The organism is Vibrio japonicus (genome assembly GCF_024582835.1).
Classification (GTDB): domain Bacteria; phylum Pseudomonadota; class Gammaproteobacteria; order Enterobacterales; family Vibrionaceae; genus Vibrio; species Vibrio japonicus.
On the sequence record NZ_CP102097.1, the window covers coordinates 1,030,845 to 1,047,798 of the forward strand.

25 protein-coding genes and 1 pseudogene are annotated in these 16,954 nt (G+C 41.8%); all 26 read left to right on the forward strand.

Going from position 1 to position 16,954, the window contains the following annotated elements; translation table 11 throughout:
• Positions 1-153: 153 nt before the first annotated feature.
• The 26 genes and pseudogenes from NP165_RS17880 to NP165_RS18030 all read left to right on the forward strand — a co-directional run bounded on the left by NP165_RS17880 (position 154) and on the right by NP165_RS18030 (position 16,952).
• On the forward strand, positions 154-717 hold the full coding sequence (locus NP165_RS17880; RefSeq protein ID WP_203531032.1) for a pyridoxamine 5'-phosphate oxidase family protein: 564 nt from the start codon (positions 154-156) through the stop codon (positions 715-717).
• 232 nt (positions 718-949) lie between these two features.
• Entirely contained in the window at positions 950-1,201 is a 252-nt protein-coding gene (locus NP165_RS17885) for a type II toxin-antitoxin system Phd/YefM family antitoxin (RefSeq protein ID WP_017038856.1), read from the forward strand.
• Positions 1,191-1,478 carry a type II toxin-antitoxin system RelE family toxin gene (locus tag NP165_RS17890; protein ID WP_257085870.1) on the forward strand — a complete coding sequence of 96 codons (288 nt, stop codon included), beginning with the start codon at positions 1,191-1,193 and terminating at the stop codon, positions 1,476-1,478. Before NP165_RS17885 ends, NP165_RS17890 begins: the two co-directional genes overlap by 11 nt.
• A gap of 148 nt (positions 1,479-1,626) precedes the next feature.
• Positions 1,627-2,184, forward strand: coding sequence for a hypothetical protein (locus tag NP165_RS17895; protein WP_257085871.1), 558 nt, complete (start codon positions 1,627-1,629; stop codon positions 2,182-2,184).
• A gap of 234 nt (positions 2,185-2,418) precedes the next feature.
• On the forward strand, positions 2,419-2,736 hold the full coding sequence (locus NP165_RS17905) for an antibiotic biosynthesis monooxygenase family protein (protein ID WP_029801295.1): 318 nt from the start codon (positions 2,419-2,421) through the stop codon (positions 2,734-2,736).
• A 141-nt stretch (positions 2,737-2,877) separates the two neighbouring features.
• Positions 2,878-3,333 (forward strand): GNAT family N-acetyltransferase, encoded by a 456-nt coding sequence (locus NP165_RS17910; RefSeq protein ID WP_257085872.1) that lies wholly within the window; start codon positions 2,878-2,880, stop codon positions 3,331-3,333.
• Positions 3,334-3,469: 136 nt separating this feature from the next.
• Positions 3,470-3,874 (forward strand): DUF1801 domain-containing protein, encoded by a 405-nt coding sequence (locus NP165_RS17915; RefSeq protein ID WP_257085873.1) that lies wholly within the window; start codon positions 3,470-3,472, stop codon positions 3,872-3,874.
• Between the two features lie 148 nt (positions 3,875-4,022).
• Complete coding sequence (locus NP165_RS17920) at positions 4,023-4,535, forward strand: GNAT family N-acetyltransferase (RefSeq protein ID WP_257085874.1); 513 nt, start codon at positions 4,023-4,025, stop codon at positions 4,533-4,535.
• A gap of 640 nt (positions 4,536-5,175) precedes the next feature.
• The gene (locus tag NP165_RS17930) at positions 5,176-5,706 is read left to right on the forward strand and encodes a GNAT family N-acetyltransferase (RefSeq protein ID WP_257085875.1); all 531 of its coding nucleotides are present in this window, start codon (positions 5,176-5,178) and stop codon (positions 5,704-5,706) included.
• 140 nt (positions 5,707-5,846) lie between these two features.
• Positions 5,847-6,194 carry a hypothetical protein gene (locus tag NP165_RS17935; RefSeq protein WP_025580527.1) on the forward strand — a complete coding sequence of 116 codons (348 nt, stop codon included), beginning with the start codon at positions 5,847-5,849 and terminating at the stop codon, positions 6,192-6,194.
• A gap of 134 nt (positions 6,195-6,328) precedes the next feature.
• Positions 6,329-6,805, forward strand: coding sequence for a hypothetical protein (locus NP165_RS17940; RefSeq protein ID WP_050905149.1), 477 nt, complete (start codon positions 6,329-6,331; stop codon positions 6,803-6,805).
• Between the two features lie 119 nt (positions 6,806-6,924).
• Positions 6,925-7,380, forward strand: a complete 456-nt coding sequence (locus NP165_RS17945; protein ID WP_257085872.1) for a GNAT family N-acetyltransferase — start codon at positions 6,925-6,927, stop codon at positions 7,378-7,380.
• Positions 7,381-7,445: 65 nt separating this feature from the next.
• Positions 7,446-7,853, forward strand: a complete 408-nt coding sequence (locus NP165_RS17950) for a hypothetical protein (protein ID WP_257085876.1) — start codon at positions 7,446-7,448, stop codon at positions 7,851-7,853.
• A 164-nt stretch (positions 7,854-8,017) separates the two neighbouring features.
• A complete protein-coding gene (locus tag NP165_RS17955) occupies positions 8,018-8,548 on the forward strand; it encodes a GNAT family N-acetyltransferase (protein WP_257085875.1) in 531 nt (176 codons plus the stop codon).
• A gap of 729 nt (positions 8,549-9,277) precedes the next feature.
• Positions 9,278-9,571 carry a hypothetical protein gene (locus NP165_RS17960; protein WP_140263346.1) on the forward strand — a complete coding sequence of 98 codons (294 nt, stop codon included), beginning with the start codon at positions 9,278-9,280 and terminating at the stop codon, positions 9,569-9,571.
• A 247-nt stretch (positions 9,572-9,818) separates the two neighbouring features.
• Positions 9,819-10,136, forward strand: a complete 318-nt coding sequence (locus NP165_RS17965) for an antibiotic biosynthesis monooxygenase family protein (protein ID WP_029801295.1) — start codon at positions 9,819-9,821, stop codon at positions 10,134-10,136.
• 158 nt (positions 10,137-10,294) lie between these two features.
• Entirely contained in the window at positions 10,295-10,807 is a 513-nt protein-coding gene (locus NP165_RS17970) for a GNAT family N-acetyltransferase (RefSeq protein WP_257085874.1), read from the forward strand.
• Between the two features lie 205 nt (positions 10,808-11,012).
• Complete coding sequence (locus NP165_RS17980) at positions 11,013-11,303, forward strand: YkgJ family cysteine cluster protein (protein ID WP_077281659.1); 291 nt, start codon at positions 11,013-11,015, stop codon at positions 11,301-11,303.
• 201 nt (positions 11,304-11,504) lie between these two features.
• A complete protein-coding gene (locus tag NP165_RS17985) occupies positions 11,505-11,864 on the forward strand; it encodes a VOC family protein (protein ID WP_029841057.1) in 360 nt (119 codons plus the stop codon).
• A 640-nt stretch (positions 11,865-12,504) separates the two neighbouring features.
• Positions 12,505-13,458 carry an IS1595 family transposase gene (locus tag NP165_RS17990; protein ID WP_257085860.1) on the forward strand — a complete coding sequence of 318 codons (954 nt, stop codon included), beginning with the start codon at positions 12,505-12,507 and terminating at the stop codon, positions 13,456-13,458.
• Between the two features lie 87 nt (positions 13,459-13,545).
• Entirely contained in the window at positions 13,546-13,968 is a 423-nt protein-coding gene (locus tag NP165_RS17995; protein WP_140314137.1) for a hypothetical protein, read from the forward strand.
• A 164-nt stretch (positions 13,969-14,132) separates the two neighbouring features.
• On the forward strand, positions 14,133-14,483 hold the full coding sequence (locus tag NP165_RS18000; protein WP_257085878.1) for a DUF3147 family protein: 351 nt from the start codon (positions 14,133-14,135) through the stop codon (positions 14,481-14,483).
• A 148-nt stretch (positions 14,484-14,631) separates the two neighbouring features.
• Complete coding sequence (locus NP165_RS18010; protein ID WP_023585849.1) at positions 14,632-15,144, forward strand: GNAT family N-acetyltransferase; 513 nt, start codon at positions 14,632-14,634, stop codon at positions 15,142-15,144.
• A 159-nt stretch (positions 15,145-15,303) separates the two neighbouring features.
• Entirely contained in the window at positions 15,304-15,666 is a 363-nt protein-coding gene (locus tag NP165_RS18020) for a hypothetical protein (RefSeq protein WP_257085879.1), read from the forward strand.
• 121 nt (positions 15,667-15,787) lie between these two features.
• Positions 15,788-15,928, forward strand: a pseudogene (locus tag NP165_RS18025) (GNAT family N-acetyltransferase); the annotation flags it as partial.
• A 70-nt stretch (positions 15,929-15,998) separates the two neighbouring features.
• Positions 15,999-16,952, forward strand: a complete 954-nt coding sequence (locus tag NP165_RS18030; protein WP_257085860.1) for an IS1595 family transposase — start codon at positions 15,999-16,001, stop codon at positions 16,950-16,952.
• Positions 16,953-16,954 lie beyond the last annotated feature (2 nt).

Here is a 16,954-nt window from a genome sequence, read left to right on the forward strand (position 1 = left end):
GCGTTCAAGAGGGACAGTCAACGCGTGGCGACTTTGGCTCAAATCTTGGTATTGGTGTTTTTGGTGGTAAATTGAAGTTTGGTGGTAGCGCGTTGCTGCCCCTTAACGCGGCGTTATGCCTTTTATCGAAAATTAACATGGAGGTTAATCGTTTTGGGTAAGCAATTTTCAGAGTTATCCGATAAACACATTGAATTTATCGGACAGCAAAAAATCTATTTTGTAGCTACCGCCGCAGAGAGTGGTAGTGTGAATTTGTCGCCTAAAGGTGGAGATTCCTTGCGTGTTATCAACCCAAAGCAAATAGCTTGGTTAAACCTTACAGGAAGTGGCAATGAGTCAGCATCACATGTCATTCAAAACCCAAGAATGACCGTCATGTTCTGTGCTTTTGAGGGCTCTCCTCTAATCCTTCGAGCCTATGGTAAGGCTACTGTTTTGCACTCTCAAGACGATAGTTGGGGTAAGTATGCACCGATGTTTCCGGAAAGTGTTGCTGCTAGACAAATCTTTGTCCTAGACGTCGATTTGGTACAGTCTTCCTGCGGAATGTCAGTTCCTTACTTTAGTTATGAGGGAGACCGTGAAGATCTAGCTAATTGGTCAGAAAAACAAGGTACAGCGGGTATAGAAAAATACTGGCTTAAAAAGAACCAAAAGAGTATCGATGGTTTTGATACTGAAATTGCTAAAAGGTCTGGCTTGGACGTAGAGTAATCGAACAAAAGCGTTCTAATCACCACAGGCATAACAAACAATTTAAGAGTGATTCAGCACGCTTGGCATTTTTGGTTTGGGTCTAATTTAGTGTTTACGGTGTTTAAATTGAGTACTGTGGTCGCGTGCTTCACACCTTAATTGGGCGTTATGCTACTTACATAAACCTCTAGCTATGACTTAAAAAGAGAGCTAAAATTAGCACTGATTTAAATGCTTAATTGGTGTTCTTATGAGACAAGTTTTGGCTGATTGTTCAGCAAGTATTTCTGAACTTAAGAAAAACCCAACCGCTTTGCTAAATGAAGCCGATGGTTCTGCTATTGCTATTTTAAACCACAATAAGCCTGCTGCTTATCTTGTTCCTGCGGAAACTTACGAGTTTCTAATGGATATGCTAGATGACTATGAGCTTGCCAAGCTAGTTGAAAGCCGTCGCGGTGAACTGTCTGAAGCTGTGGAAGTTGATATCGATGACTTATAGACTTAAATTTCTGCCTGCTGCAAAGAAAGAGTGGAGCAAACTAGCTCCACCAATCCAAAGCCAGTTTAAAAAGAAACTTAAAGAACGTCTCGAAAATCCGCATGTCCCATCTTCCAAGCTTCGTGGCTATGACTCTGTTTATAAGATCAAACTGCGCACAGCAGGCTATCGCTTGGCTTATGAAGTCATTGATGACGAAATTGTCGTGTATGTGTTAGCTATTGGAAAGCGTGACAAAGATGCCGTGTACAAAAAGCTCGCATCAAGGTTTGCATGAAACAGTAGCATAACAAAGCGTTTAAGACGGATTCACAACGCTTGGCATTTTTGGTTTGTATCAGCTTAAGTGTTTACGGCACAATGGTTTAAGTTAAGTGGTTGCGTTGTTCACCACTTAACGCGGCGTTATGTGTATTGGAGTTCCGATGGAAATTTTGAATTTAATTAAAGAACCAGTCTTTCTTGTTACATCAACAGGAATGTCAATTTTAATTTCGGTAGCAGCTAATCTACTAACGCCCAAGATTTATCAGTTGTTATCTTTTTTCTCTTCTTCGCTCAAAACCAAACAGACTGAAAAGAAGCGGGCATATGTATCGAAGGTAATATTAGCTGCTTCAGATGAGAACAAAGTTATAAACATAAAGTTAGATGTTTCTTATGCATTACTGAAATCGTTAGTAATGATTGTTTTTAGCCTGTTTCTATTATCCGTTTCACCTTATATATACTTTGCAGAGTATGTGGCTATTTTTATTTCATTGTCTTTGGTCACTTATGCTCTTTCGTTGTTCAACAGTGCGCAAGTGAACTATAGAATTGCAACATTAGCGACTTTGCGGGCAGAGAAAATGGCGTCTCTGAGAGCTGAGTTAAATGCTGCTTCTCGTAGTGAATATGAACACTATGATAATGATTATGTCGATCCTCAAGAAGAAATGTATATTGAGTATCTAGCGGAATGGGATAAAAAGCACTTATAAAAATACACATAACAAACGCTTTAAGACGGATTCGCAACGCTTGGCGGTTTTGGTTTGAATTGGCTTTAGTGTTTACGGTGTAATAATTGAGTGTTGTGGTAGAGTTGCTCACCACTTAAGCGGGCGTTATACCCTTCCCGTGAAAATGGGCCAAGTCAGTTGAACAAATACCTTCTTAGTGTAGGGTAGCTTAGTTAACAATGGACTATTCTGCTTAGCTCAAAGGAAATTACCATGTCTCAAATAGCTCAGACCCCTAAGCCACCATATTATGCTGTTATCTTCACTTCGGTCCGAACTGAAGGTGACAACGGATACGGAGAAATGGCAGCTAAAATGCTTCGTTTAGCGGAGCTTGAGGAAGGTTTTCTAGGCGTTGAGTCAGCACGAGAAGAAGTGGGGATAACCGTCTCATATTGGACAGACTTGGCTTCCATTAGAAAGTGGAAACAAAATACGGAACACTTAGAAGCTCAAAAAATCGGGCGGAATTCATGGTACGAGTCATTCAAAGTACGTATCTCGCTAGTTGAACGCGATTATGGTATCTAGGCACTAAAAAACACGGGTATAACAAGGCGTTCAAGAGGGACAGTCAACGCGTGGCGAGTTTGGCTCAAGTCTTGGTATCGGTGTTTACGGTGGTAAATTGAAGTTTGGTGGTAGCGCGTTGCTGCCCCTTAACGCGGCGTTATGAGGCATATGGATATTCAACTAATACAAGTAGAAAGTGATGAGTTCGAAAGTCTGTTTACTGTTGTTAAACAAGGACTTTATTCGCATGTTGATGCCGTCTTTGGGTGGTGTGATGAGTTTCAGGTCAATCGTTTAAAAAATGATTATGAGCCGCTTTGGTTTCACTGGGTTTACCTCAATAACACGCAAGTTGGCATGCTATGCTTCAAGCCTTACGACAATGCACTTCATGTACATTTACTCATTGTGTTTCCTGAATTTCAAAATCAGAAACTGGGTGAAAGGGTCATGAGCATGATTCACGAAATGGCGCGTGAGCAAGGGCGTAGCTACGTAACCTTATCAAGTTTTACTAGAAACGAGCCTGCGGTAAGGTTTTACAAATCCCTTGGCTATCAGGTGACTGAAAGCGATGAAAACTTCCTTTCTTTGTCGCTTCAAGTTGCCTCATAACAAACAATTCAAGAGCGATTCGCAACGCATGGCATTTTTAGTTCAAATCAACTTTAGTGTTTACGGTGCAATCGGTTAAGTTAAGTGGTGGCGTTGCTCACGCCTTAATTGGGCGTTATGTGAATAGGAGGTTCCAGTGAACAAGGTAGTCAAAGAACGCTTCGATGAATACCCGGAAAATGCTCGTATTAGGCTAGAGGAGCTACGAAATCTAGTCTTTCAAATCGCATCTGATTTGGAGCTGGGTGAAGTCGATGAAACTCTAAAGTGGGGTGAACCTAGCTATAGTGTAAAAACAGGCAGCCCGCTAAGAATGGACTGGAAGCTAAAATCTCCTAATAATTATTACCTGTTCTTTAATTGCCAAACTAAGTTAGTCGATACATTTCGAGAATTGTATGGTGAAGAACTGGTGTTTCAGGGAAACAGAGCAATCGTTCTGTCCATATCGCAAGTGTTGCCAGAAACAGCAATCAAGTCCTGTTTAGAGTTAGCTTTAACCTATCAGCAGCGTAAACATTTACCTCTTTTGGGAGTGTGAAAAATTCACATAACAAAGCGTTCAAGAGGGATTCCCAACGCTCGGCATTTTGGGTTTGATTCAGCTTTAGTGATTACGGCACAATGGTTTAGGTTGGGTGGTCTGCGTTGTTCACCCCTTAACGCGGCGTTAGGCAGATAAGGAAATCATGAAGTTTAGAGTTAGAAGAGCATTACTAGATGATGTCGATAGAATCGCACATATACACGTTAGTTCATGGGCATATGCGTACAATGGCTTGATGCCTCAGAGCTTTATCGAAAGCTATACATTAGAAAAGCGTCAGAAATTGTGGTCGAACATCATTGAGCGAAATTTGGCGGAAGTTCTCGTCGCGGATTGTGATGACGGATTAGTTGGTTTTCTGTGCTTTGGGCAGCCTAAAACTTTGAAAGGCACTGAAGTGTATGAACTGAGCTCGATTTACATTGCCCCTGATAAAATTGGGGCTGGTATTGGTCAAGCGCTTTATAATGAGTGCGAGAGAATGCTTCGCGTATTGAAGGCTCAAAAGGTTTCGTTGTGGGCACTTGATAGTAATGAACGTGCATTGAATTTTTATACAAAGCAGGGCTTTACTCCAACAGGTGAGATCAGTAAAGAGCGTACCAATGACGTTGTTTTGAATGATATCGAGTTAGCTAAGGAGCTATCTGCCTAACAAATTGTTCAAGAGTGATTCGGCACGCGTGGCATTTTTACTATGCGTTAAGTTTAGTGGTTAAGGTGGTATGCTGAAGCTTCAGTATTGCGTGCCTCACACCTTAACAAGGCGTTATAACACAATGAGGGAAGTAAAAGGCATATAATGGAACTAGTCATCGGGTTTATCTTGGATTTACTTCTGAGCTCACTATTCTTGTGGGTTGGCATGAAGTTTACGTCAATGTTAGCGGGTATGCCACTTTCAAGTGCGTACTGTAGTGTTACATCAGTACTGAAAGTTTGTTTTCTCTCATCACTATGCTTTTTTATTCCGGTAGTTGGAGTAGCTCTGTCTTGGATAACTCTGTTTTATTTTCTAAAGAGCGAAACGGAAGCTGAGTTTTGGGAACTTATAGTAATGGTTTTAGTAGCAAAATTGAGTGCATTATTGGCACTAATCTCATTTGCTCCTCTTTGGGAATAGCCGGCTACCACGTGATTAGTGTTATAACAAAGCGTTCAAGAGGGACAGTCAACGCGTGGCGAGTTTGGCTCAAATCTTGGTATTTGTGTCTACGGTGGTAAATTGAAGTTTGTGGTAGCGCGTTGCTGCCCCTTAACGCGGCGTTATAAGCCTTAATTGGAGACTGGTTTAAATGGAAACAGGAAGACTCAAGCTACTACCTCCTTCAATGAAGTATCAGCCTATGATGCTTGAAGCGATACTAGAAAGCCAAGATGAGCTTGGTGTTTATCTTCCTTGGGTTCCATATGCGTTGACTGAAGCTGAATCAATCGAAAATACAAAGCGCGCGATTAGTAATTTTGAGAACTTTGAAGGTGAGTTGCGTTATTCAATCATAGAGAAGAGTACTGGTCGTTTTCTTGGAGCAATAGGGCTGATCATTCGTGACAAAGCAGTGCCGTACTTCGAAATTGGTTATTGGTTACGTAGTTCAAATGTTGGCTATGGATTCATTTCGGAAGCAGTCAAAGCCGTAGAAACTTACGCATTCAAAGAGCTTAAAGCGAATCGCCTCGAAATAAAAGCTGCTGAGCATAACTTGAGAAGTCGATCTTTAGCAGAGCGTGGTGGATATACGTTCGAAGGGATATTGCGTAATAACCGAAGGTTGCCGTCAGGTGAATTGAGCGGTACGGCTGTGTATGCGAAAACAGGCTTATAACAAACAATTTAAGAGTGATTCACCACGCATGGCATTTTTGGTTTGGGTTTAGTTTTGTGTTTACGGCGTTTAAATTAAATTGTGTGGGTGCGTGGTTCACACCTTAATTGGGCGTTATGTTCTTTAGGCTAGGAAGGGCTATGGAAACAGTTAAATTACTAGATTTGGGGTTTTCTACTGCAGATGCAGAATATCCTGAAATCCATCAAGAAGATGGTGATTTGCGAGCTGAATTTAAAGATTGGCAAGAAAAAGCGGTAAAGTTGTATTTCGCCGATTACGTCGCATGCAAGTGGCAGATGGTATTTGATTTACTTGAGGGGGAGCGAGATGACTGCTGTTATGAAATATGTTCATCTATTTGGCTTAAGCAACACGTCGAATCAGAAATAATCAATAGCAATGAAGGTTACAAGCATTTTCGGCTTAATTTTAATGAGTTAGGGCAACTTGACGTGATTGCGCTAAACATTGAAGTACGAACATAACAAACTGCTTAAGACGGACTATCAACGCTCGGCGAATTCATTTCAGGGTTGGTACAGTGTTTACGGTGGTATGTTTTAGTGTAGTGGTTGCGTTGCTAGCCACTTAGCAGGGCGTTATATTTTGCGGAGGAAATATGCCAATAAAGCAGTTTGATGAGTGGATAGACAACATTGTTTCTGAGTACGAAGAACAAGCTCAATCTTGCAGTAAGTTCTCAGGTGTATTTTCAGGTTATTACTCACCTGAATATTTGGCTGGGTGTAAATTCGTTGTCACTGACACCATTCCCAAGCCTGATATTCCCGAATTGCGACAAATCGGCTTGGGTGATTTCCTCGATATGGATTGTGGTGCGATCACATATAAGCATATGTACTTCATGAAGCCTCAACATCAAGCAAACTTGGAAATCCATATCCATGAACTCATGCATACAGTTCAATGGGACCAACTTGGTGGCGTTGGTTTTCTTGAAAGGTATGTTCAAGAAATTAATGAATATGGCTACGATGATGCTCCTCTTGAAAATATGGCTTATGATCTTGGTCGTAGCTTCAAGTCAGGCTCTGCTGCAACGGATGTCGTCAAGCTAGTGCGTCAAAAAATATAACAAGCAATTTAAGAGGGATTCACAACGCTTGGCACTTTTGCTTCTACTTCAGTTTTAGTGTTTATGGCACAATGCTTTAGGTTTGGGTGGAGGCGTTGTTCACCCCTTAATTGGGCGTTATGAGGCATATGGATATTCAACTAATACAAGTAGAAAGTGATGAGTTCGAAAGTCTGTTTACTGTTGTTAAACAAGGACTTTATTCGCATGTTGATGCCGTCTTTGGGTGGTGTGATGAGTTTCAGGTCAATCGTTTAAAAAATGATTATGAGCCGCTTTGGTTTCACTGGGTTTACCTCAATAACACGCAAGTTGGCATGCTATGCTTCAAGCCTTACGACAATGCACTTCATGTACATTTACTCATTGTGTTTCCTGAATTTCAAAATCAGAAACTGGGTGAAAGGGTCATGAGCATGATTCACGAAATGGCGCGTGAGCAAGGGCGTAGCTACGTAACCTTATCAAGTTTTACTAGAAACGAGCCTGCGGTAAGGTTTTACAAATCCCTTGGCTATCAGGTGACTGAAAGCGATGAAAACTTCCTTTCTTTGTCGCTTCAAGTTGCCTCATAACAAACAATTCAAGAGCGATTCGCAACGCATGGCATTTTTAGTTCAAATCAACTTTAGTGTTTACGGTGCAATCGGTTAAGTTAAGTGGTGGCGTTGCTCACGCCTTAATTGGGCGTTATGAGCTTCAAAGAAAGGAAGGGATATCTACATTGATTGATGTAATTGTATTTGTTGTCCTTATAGGGTTCTACGTTTACTCAGGTGGTAGTGAAACGTCTCAAAAGGAGGCTTGCATTGCTATTGGCGTTTATGGGACATATCTGGCTATTTATCAATTGATTGGTCCATTTCCAGAAGTAACGTCGAAATATATGGGGCAGCTCTATGGTTTCTTACCAATGTTATCTTTTGGAGTCATTCTTTTCCCTCATTTCAACACAAGTTCACCAGAAGTTGTCACTAAGACTCTTGGTTGGCTGGGGCTGATAACTGCTTTTATAATTCTTAGTTACTTTAAATTGCTCGTGTGGTAGTTGTGACCACGCTCATAACAAGGCGTTCAAGAGGGACAGTCAACGCGTGGCGAGTTTGGTTCAAATCTTGGTATTTGTGGTTATGGTGGTAAATTGAAGTTTAGTGGTAGTGCGTTGCTGCCCCTTAACGCGGCGTTATAAGCCTTAATTGGAGACTGGTTTAAATGGAAACAGGAAGACTCAAGCTACTACCTCCTTCAATGAAGTATCAGCCTATGATGCTTGAAGCGATACTAGAAAGCCAAGATGAGCTTGGTGTTTATCTTCCTTGGGTTCCATATGCGTTGACTGAAGCTGAATCAATCGAAAATACAAAGCGCGCGATTAGTAATTTTGAGAACTTTGAAGGTGAGTTGCGTTATTCAATCATAGAGAAGAGTACTGGTCGTTTTCTTGGAGCAATAGGGCTGATCATTCGTGACAAAGCAGTGCCGTACTTCGAAATTGGTTATTGGTTACGTAGTTCAAATGTTGGCTATGGATTCATTTCGGAAGCAGTCAAAGCCGTAGAAACTTACGCATTCAAAGAGCTTAAAGCGAATCGCCTCGAAATAAAAGCTGCTGAGCATAACTTGAGAAGTCGATCTTTAGCAGAGCGTGGTGGATATACGTTCGAAGGGATATTGCGTAATAACCGAAGGTTGCCGTCAGGTGAATTGAGCGGTACGGCTGTGTATGCGAAAACAGGCTTATAACAAACAATTTAAGAGTGATTCACCACGCATGGCATTTTTGGTTTGGGTTTAGTTTTGTGTTTACGGCGTTTAAATTAAATTGTGTGGGTGCGTGGTTCACACCTTAATTGGGCGTTATAACACAATGAGGGAAGTAAAAGGCATATAATGGAACTAGTCATCGGGTTTATCTTGGATTTACTTCTGAGCTCACTATTCTTGTGGGTTGGCATGAAGTTTACGTCAATGTTAGCGGGTATGCCACTTTCAAGTGCGTACTGTAGTGTTACATCAGTACTGAAAGTTTGTTTTCTCTCATCACTATGCTTTTTTATTCCGGTAGTTGGAGTAGCTCTGTCTTGGATAACTCTGTTTTATTTTCTAAAGAGCGAAACGGAAGCTGAGTTTTGGGAACTTATAGTAATGGTTTTAGTAGCAAAATTGAGTGCATTATTGGCACTAATCTCATTTGCTCCTCTTTGGGAATAGCCGGCTACCACGTGATTAGTGTTATAACAAAGCGTTCAAGAGGGACAGTCAACGCGTGGCGAGTTTGGCTCAAATCTTGGTATTTGTGTCTACGGTGGTAAATTGAAGTTTGTGGTAGCGCGTTGCTGCCCCTTAACGCGGCGTTAGCATTAAGGCGAAATATAGTAATTGTCTCTGTATGAATATGTTTAAATCTTTCGTACGATGTTTTGTTAAGGGTCTGGTAGAATATGAGGTTTGTTTAATAATCAAGGTGCTCTAATGAAAAAGTTCATATTCTTCTTACTCCTATCCTCTTCGTTCAATTCTTTTGCTTCTACTAAAGAGTTCCCAACTCATGATTTACCTAATTTTATTTTTGGTTGGGCGAAATATGCAGGTGAAAGGAAAGCTTGTTATGAGGGTTGGTTGTCTCCTTCCGTAGGTAAAGACTTTAAAAAAGCTTTTGATGAAGGTTGGTCTTCCATTGAAACAGAAGAGCAAGCTATCGACTTCCTGAATGTTGTAGAGTACTACAGTGAGGTAAGTGACTCTAGTAAGGCTTGTTTGCAATAAGTATCCGAAAATTTAATGCTAACAAGGCGTTCAAGAGGGACAGTCAACGCGTGGCGAATTTGGTTCAAATATTGGCATTTGTGTTTATGGTGGTAAATTAAAGTTTGGTGGCTGCGCGTTGCTGCCCCTTAACGCGGCGTTATACCCTTCCCGTGAAAATGGGCCAAGTCAGTTGAACAAATACCTTCTTAGTGTAGGGTAGCTTAGTTAACAATGGACTATTCTGCTTAGCTCAAAGGAAATTACCATGTCTCAAATAGCTCAGACCCCTAAGCCACCATATTATGCTGTTATCTTCACTTCGGTCCGAACTGAAGGTGACAACGGATACGGAGAAATGGCAGCTAAAATGCTTCGTTTAGCGGAGCTTGAGGAAGGTTTTCTAGGCGTTGAGTCAGCACGAGAAGAAGTGGGGATAACCGTCTCATATTGGACAGACTTGGCTTCCATTAGAAAGTGGAAACAAAATACGGAACACTTAGAAGCTCAAAAAATCGGGCGGAATTCATGGTACGAGTCATTCAAAGTACGTATCTCGCTAGTTGAACGCGATTATGGTATCTAGGCACTAAAAAACACGGGTATAACAAGGCGTTCAAGAGGGACAGTCAACGCGTGGCGAGTTTGGCTCAAGTCTTGGTATCGGTGTTTACGGTGGTAAATTGAAGTTTGGTGGTAGCGCGTTGCTGCCCCTTAACGCGGCGTTAGGCAGATAAGGAAATCATGAAGTTTAGAGTTAGAAGAGCATTACTAGATGATGTCGATAGAATCGCACATATACACGTTAGTTCATGGGCATATGCGTACAATGGCTTGATGCCTCAGAGCTTTATCGAAAGCTATACATTAGAAAAGCGTCAGAAATTGTGGTCGAACATCATTGAGCGAAATTTGGCGGAAGTTCTCGTCGCGGATTGTGATGACGGATTAGTTGGTTTTCTGTGCTTTGGGCAGCCTAAAACTTTGAAAGGCACTGAAGTGTATGAACTGAGCTCGATTTACATTGCCCCTGATAAAATTGGGGCTGGTATTGGTCAAGCGCTTTATAATGAGTGCGAGAGAATGCTTCGCGTATTGAAGGCTCAAAAGGTTTCGTTGTGGGCACTTGATAGTAATGAACGTGCATTGAATTTTTATACAAAGCAGGGCTTTACTCCAACAGGTGAGATCAGTAAAGAGCGTACCAATGACGTTGTTTTGAATGATATCGAGTTAGCTAAGGAGCTATCTGCCTAACAAATTGTTCAAGAGTGATTCGGCACGCGTGGCATTTTTACTATGCGTTAAGTTTAGTGGTTAAGGTGGTATGCTGAAGCTTCAGTATTGCGTGCCTCACACCTTAACAAGGCGTTATGGCTCACAAGGTAAGCAATCTCAGAAATGAAGGTTGTCCGCATCAAATTTACGGTATCATGCACAATTGACTAAACTGTAGTTACTTATGCTTATACCAACTAATACACCTCCTTCCTCAAATGTATCTTGCTCAAACTGCAAAGCTTGCTGCTGTCGTCTTGAAGTTATGATTATCTCTGATACTGGCGTGCCAGAAGAGTTCATCGCACGTGACCAGTATGGCGGTGAAACAATGATGCGATTAAATGATGGTTGGTGTGCGGCTTTAGATAGAAACACTCTAATGTGCACAATTTATGAAAATCGTCCTTGGATATGCCGCGAATTCGAAATGGGTTCCAATGAGTGCTTAGATGAACGTGTTAAGTTTATATAAAACAACCGATTAGCGTTTCTATTTGTTCGTGAGTTGTAAGCCATAACAAAGCGTTCAAGAGGGACAGTCAACGCGTGGCAATTTTGGCTCAAGTCTTGGTATTTGTGTTTACGGTGGTAAATTGAAGTGTGGTGGTAGTGCGTTGCTGCCCCTTAACGCAGCGTTATACGCTTATCAGGACAATCAATAAGGAGCAAGGAAATGAATCAGCATGAAAAACTTAATTATGTTGAGTTTGGCGCAAAAGACTTAGAGTCGACAAAATCATTCTTCTCTTCAGTTTTCGGTTGGGAGTTTGTCGACTACGGACCTGAATATACAGCTTTTTCAAATCAGGGATTAGACGGTGGTTTCTTCAAAGCTGATTGCTGCAGCCAAACTAATACGGGTGGAGCACTTTTAGTATTCTACAGCTCTGACATTGAAGGTACTCTAAATAAAGTCGTTCAAAGTGGTGGTGAAATCATTCGCCCTATATTCGAATTTCCTGGCGGTTGCCGTTTTCATTTTCTAGAACCAAGTGGTAATGAGTTCGCAGTTTGGTCGGAAGCCCGCGTATAACAAAGCATTTAAGAGGGATTCACAACGCTTGGCAGTTTTGGTTTGAATCAGCTTTAGTGCTTACGGCACAATGGTTTAGGTCGGGTGGTTTGCGTTGTTCACCCCTTAATGCGGCGTTAGCTGCTCTGGGTGGATTTACTCCATGTGAGGCTATTTTGTCTTTGCTAAAGTTTGTGTGGCGCATCTAAAATTTGGAGAGCGAGTTTTAAAAGCACTAACTTTGCAAGAAAAGTAATCTATTCTAACGACCGGCGAATTTTTCAGAAAGTCACTGGAAGCATATAAAGTTCCTCATAAGGTTAAACATGAAATATATTGTTCTATTTTTATTTGCCTATCTTGGGTCAAATTTGATTTTCAGCTTTTTCAATTTTAATTATAACTTCATGTCAGACTCATTTGATTTAACCAAGCTTCTTATAGATTTTGGCGTATTTATTGTGCTCTGGGCTATCGCTGATTTGGGCTATAAAAAGTTCACTAAAAGAAGTGGTGTAACAAACAGCTAACAAGGCGTTCAAGAGGGACAGTCAACGCGTGGCGAGTTTGGCTCAAATCTTGGTATTTGTGTTCCTGATTACCACTAACTTTCAGTTACGTGGAGCGTCTATAATTAGAGTATCTGGATGGAGGATTGAGCATGGCAAAGAATCTCATTCAATTTCAAAAAGGTCTCTCAGTACATGAATTTATGCGCCTGTATGGTACGGAAGAACAATGTTATCAGCGGCTGTTTAACATACGGTGGCCAAATGGATATATTTGTCCTAACTGCCACTCTACGCACCATTGCCAACTCCAATCCCGCGCACTCTATCAATGTCACTCCTGCCATCAGCAGACGTCTATCACTTCCGGAACCCTGCTGTCGAATACAAAGCTTCCTTTAACGGTCTGGTTTCTCGCCATTTACTTACTCACTCAAGCCAAAAACGGCGTGTCGGCGCTCGAACTCTCGCGGCACCTTGGGATTTCTTATAACGCGTCTTGGAGGCTTAAGCACAAACTGATGCAAGCCATGAAGGAAAATGATGATAAACAGCCGCTTGACTATATTATTCAGCTCGATGATGCGTATTGGGGCGGCAGAACAAAGGGACAGAAGCGAGGAAGAGGCTCACCAAAGAAAACACCGTTGGTCGCCGCGGTCGCCTTAAATGAAGATTACCATCCCGTTTATATGCGAATGAGTGTGGTGAAGCGCTTAGAGAAAGCGGAAATCACGAAGTGGGCCCGTAAGCATGTTGCGCCTAAAACCCTAGCGATATCAGACGGTTTGTCCTGTTTTGACGGGCTTGTGAAAGCCGATATTTATCATGAGGTTGAAACGAAAAGTACCGCCGAAGATTTAGAGGAGTTGCAAGACAAGTACTTTCATTGGGTAGATACCATGCTCAGTAACGTGAAGAACTCGCTACACGGGACTTATCATGCGCTGAGGAAGAAGCATTTACCCAGGTACTTGGCCGAATTTTGTTTTAGGTTTAATCATCGATACCGCTTAGAGAAAATGGTGAGTGCTTTGCTCAGAGCGGCTGTTGAGGCTCCTCCGATGCCAGACAGGTTGCTTAGACTAGCTGAAAGTCGGTGGTAATCAGGTTTGTGTTTATGGTGGTAAATTGAAGTTTGGTGGTAGCGCGTTGCTGCCCCTTAACGCGGCGTTAGTTTACAGGAGGTAATTATGCGACAGGTTCTTCTATTAATTATTTTTATCGGTTTAGCTCCTATCTCTGTGCTTGCTTCTGAATCCATAATAAATATGTCGGTTACGGCTGCGAGTCAAGAGAGTGCAGATTGTGGAAAAAAGAGAGTCGTGCATAAATACATATTTACAGACCTAGTTATGCATTTAACGAGCGCAATAACTTTGAGCACCATACCTTATGGTGATGATAGCCTTATTGAAGGAGAGATTAAGCTTGCTTTAGCAATTACAGAAGACCTTGAATTAGAAGGGTACAAACTTGCTAAAAACGTTTCAGAGGATTCCCCTAGAGTAAAAGCAATTTTGAATAGTGCTCCATTTCCTGAGCTTCCAGCTGGTGCGGAGTGTTTTGTTGGTAAAGTATTTATCTTTGAGTTCACCGAATCAGAAGTAAACTAACAAGGCGTTCAAGGTGGATTCACAACGCGTGGCATTTTCAGTTTGAATCAGCTTAAGTGTTTACGGCACAATGGTTTAGGTTTGGTGGTCGCGTTGTTCACCACTTAACGCGGCGTTAGGCTAAATATGTCAAATTCAGATGTTACGGACAAGGAGGTCTGATAATGCTTTGGATTGTAATTAAGTACCTTACAACGGCAGCTATTGTAGTGTTGGTTTCAGAAGTCGCAAAACGAAGCGATAAAATGGGAGCTTTAGTTGCAGCGTTGCCTACGGTAACCATATTGGCGCTAGTTTGGATGTATGTTGAAGGGCAAGAAAACAGCAAGCTTTCAAATCACGCTTTTTATACTTTTTGGTATGTATTGCCAACCTTGCCAATGTTTTTGCTATTTCCTTACTTGCTAGCCAAATATTCGTTTTGGGTTACGTTACTAATTAGTTGTTTTGTTTCGATAGCTTGTTTTGCAATTACTCACGCAGTAGTAAAGCAATTTGGGTTAAATTTGCTGTGAGAAAGTTTAGCCTAACAAACTGTTCAAGATGGATTCGCAACGCGTGGCATTTTTACTATGCGTTGTTTTTAGTGATTAAGGTGGTATGCGGCGGCTTTTGTATTGCGTTGCTCACCCCTTAACAGGGCGTTAGGCAGATAAGGAAATCATGAAGTTTAGAGTTAGAAAAGCATTACTAGATGATGTCTATAGAATCGCACATATACACGTTAGTTCATGGGCATATGCGTACAATGGTCTGATGCCTCAGAGCTTTATCGAAAGCTATACATTAGAAAAGCGCCAGAAATTGTGGTCGAACATCATTGAGCGAAATTTGGCGGAAGTTCTCGTCGCGGATTGTGATGACGGATTAGTTGGTTTTCTGTGCTTTGGGCAGCCTAAAACTTTGAAAGGCACTGAAGTGTATGAACTGAGCTCGATTTACATTGCCCCTGATAAAATTGGGGCTGGTATTGGTCAAGCGCTTTATAATGAGTGCGAGAGAATGCTCCGCGTATTGAAGGCTCAAAAGGTTTCGTTGTGGGCACTCGATAGTAATGAACGTGCATTGAATTTTTATACAAAGCAGGGCTTTACTCCAACAGGTGAGATCAGTAAAGAGCGTACCAATGACGTTGTTTTGAATGATATCGAGTTAGCTAAGGAGCTATCTGCCTAACAAATTGTTCAAGAGTGATTCGGCACGCGTGGCATTTTTACTATGCGTTAAGTTTAGTGGTTAAGGTGGTATGCTGAAGCTTCAGTATTGCGTTCCTCACACCTTAACAAGGCGTTAGCTATTGAAAATGTACAAATAATATAAGCAATGGAGTTATAAGTGGATAAAAAGGTAGTTAGTTTAAGTTTAGGGATAATCGGAGTGTTTTTATGGTTCATGCCATTTATAAAGGTAGAGATGTCAAGTTTCGTTAGTTACCAGAGTGGAAAACATATTGGCGGTATTGCTAATTTACTTGTTGTAGCATCATTAGCTTACTTAATACTGTCTGTGCTCGAACTACATGCGCCTAGAGTTGTGGCTGCTGTTGTTGCTTCCGCTATTTGTGCACAATTAATTTTGCAGGTTGGTAGTTGGGCTGGCTGGGGCTTGATTGCACACACAGTTGTAAGTTTAATAGGTGTATATTTATCAGTAGAAGACTATTCTTCTATTAAGAAAAGTCCTGTTTCGCAAAAATAGCTAACAAACGCTTTAAGAGGGACAACCAACGCTCGCGAGTTTAGCTCATAGCTTACCTTCTGTGTTTAAAGCACTCTATTTTAAGTTAAGAAATGCGTTGTTTGCCCCTTAAGCGAGCGTTATGAGGCATATGGATATTCAACTAATACAAGTAGAAAGTGATGAGTTCGAAAGTCTGTTTACTGTTGTTAAACAAGGACTTTATTCGCATGTTGATGCCGTCTTTGGGTGGTGTGATGAGTTTCAGGTCAATCGTTTAAAAAACCTGATTACCACTAACTTTCAGTTACGTGGAGCGTCTATAATTAGAGTATCTGGATGGAGGATTGAGCATGGCAAAGAATCTCATTCAATTTCAAAAAGGTCTCTCAGTACATGAATTTATGCGCCTGTATGGTACGGAAGAACAATGTTATCAGCGGCTGTTTAACATACGGTGGCCAAATGGATATATTTGTCCTAACTGCCACTCTACGCACCATTGCCAACTCCAATCCCGCGCACTCTATCAATGTCACTCCTGCCATCAGCAGACGTCTATCACTTCCGGAACCCTGCTGTCGAATACAAAGCTTCCTTTAACGGTCTGGTTTCTCGCCATTTACTTACTCACTCAAGCCAAAAACGGCGTGTCGGCGCTCGAACTCTCGCGGCACCTTGGGATTTCTTATAACGCGTCTTGGAGGCTTAAGCACAAACTGATGCAAGCCATGAAGGAAAATGATGATAAACAGCCGCTTGACTATATTATTCAGCTCGATGATGCGTATTGGGGCGGCAGAACAAAGGGACAGAAGCGAGGAAGAGGCTCACCAAAGAAAACACCGTTGGTCGCCGCGGTCGCCTTAAATGAAGATTACCATCCCGTTTATATGCGAATGAGTGTGGTGAAGCGCTTAGAGAAAGCGGAAATCACGAAGTGGGCCCGTAAGCATGTTGCGCCTAAAACCCTAGCGATATCAGACGGTTTGTCCTGTTTTGACGGGCTTGTGAAAGCCGATATTTATCATGAGGTTGAAACGAAAAGTACCGCCGAAGATTTAGAGGAGTTGCAAGACAAGTACTTTCATTGGGTAGATACCATGCTCAGTAACGTGAAGAACTCGCTACACGGGACTTATCATGCGCTGAGGAAGAAGCATTTACCCAGGTACTTGGCCGAATTTTGTTTTAGGTTTAATCATCGATACCGCTTAGAGAAAATGGTGAGTGCTTTGCTCAGAGCGGCTGTTGAGGCTCCTCCGATGCCAGACAGGTTGCTTAGACTAGCTGAAAGTCGGTGGTAATC

Excerpts from the sequence above, each read along its gene's own strand:
- NP165_RS17885 (WP_017038856.1), top strand. The coding sequence starts at position 950 with ATGAGACAAGTTTTGGCTGATTGTTCAGCAAGTATTTCTGAACTTAAG.
- NP165_RS17890 (WP_257085870.1), top strand. The coding sequence starts at position 1,191 with ATGACTTATAGACTTAAATTTCTGCCTGCTGCAAAGAAAGAGTGGAGC.
- NP165_RS17895 (WP_257085871.1), top strand. The coding sequence starts at position 1,627 with ATGGAAATTTTGAATTTAATTAAAGAACCAGTCTTTCTTGTTACATCA.
- NP165_RS17905 (WP_029801295.1), top strand. The coding sequence starts at position 2,419 with ATGTCTCAAATAGCTCAGACCCCTAAGCCACCATATTATGCTGTTATC.
- NP165_RS17910 (WP_257085872.1), top strand. The coding sequence starts at position 2,878 with ATGAGGCATATGGATATTCAACTAATACAAGTAGAAAGTGATGAGTTC.
- NP165_RS17920 (WP_257085874.1), top strand. The coding sequence starts at position 4,023 with ATGAAGTTTAGAGTTAGAAGAGCATTACTAGATGATGTCGATAGAATC.
- NP165_RS17930 (WP_257085875.1), top strand. The coding sequence starts at position 5,176 with ATGGAAACAGGAAGACTCAAGCTACTACCTCCTTCAATGAAGTATCAG.
- NP165_RS17935 (WP_025580527.1), top strand. The coding sequence starts at position 5,847 with ATGGAAACAGTTAAATTACTAGATTTGGGGTTTTCTACTGCAGATGCA.
- NP165_RS17940 (WP_050905149.1), top strand. The coding sequence starts at position 6,329 with ATGCCAATAAAGCAGTTTGATGAGTGGATAGACAACATTGTTTCTGAG.
- NP165_RS17945 (WP_257085872.1), top strand. The coding sequence starts at position 6,925 with ATGAGGCATATGGATATTCAACTAATACAAGTAGAAAGTGATGAGTTC.
- NP165_RS17955 (WP_257085875.1), top strand. The coding sequence starts at position 8,018 with ATGGAAACAGGAAGACTCAAGCTACTACCTCCTTCAATGAAGTATCAG.
- NP165_RS17960 (WP_140263346.1), top strand. The coding sequence starts at position 9,278 with ATGAAAAAGTTCATATTCTTCTTACTCCTATCCTCTTCGTTCAATTCT.
- NP165_RS17965 (WP_029801295.1), top strand. The coding sequence starts at position 9,819 with ATGTCTCAAATAGCTCAGACCCCTAAGCCACCATATTATGCTGTTATC.
- NP165_RS17970 (WP_257085874.1), top strand. The coding sequence starts at position 10,295 with ATGAAGTTTAGAGTTAGAAGAGCATTACTAGATGATGTCGATAGAATC.
- NP165_RS17980 (WP_077281659.1), top strand. The coding sequence starts at position 11,013 with ATGCTTATACCAACTAATACACCTCCTTCCTCAAATGTATCTTGCTCA.
- NP165_RS17985 (WP_029841057.1), top strand. The coding sequence starts at position 11,505 with ATGAATCAGCATGAAAAACTTAATTATGTTGAGTTTGGCGCAAAAGAC.
- NP165_RS17990 (WP_257085860.1), top strand. The coding sequence starts at position 12,505 with ATGGCAAAGAATCTCATTCAATTTCAAAAAGGTCTCTCAGTACATGAA.
- NP165_RS17995 (WP_140314137.1), top strand. The coding sequence starts at position 13,546 with ATGCGACAGGTTCTTCTATTAATTATTTTTATCGGTTTAGCTCCTATC.
- NP165_RS18000 (WP_257085878.1), top strand. The coding sequence starts at position 14,133 with ATGCTTTGGATTGTAATTAAGTACCTTACAACGGCAGCTATTGTAGTG.
- NP165_RS18010 (WP_023585849.1), top strand. The coding sequence starts at position 14,632 with ATGAAGTTTAGAGTTAGAAAAGCATTACTAGATGATGTCTATAGAATC.
- NP165_RS18030 (WP_257085860.1), top strand. The coding sequence starts at position 15,999 with ATGGCAAAGAATCTCATTCAATTTCAAAAAGGTCTCTCAGTACATGAA.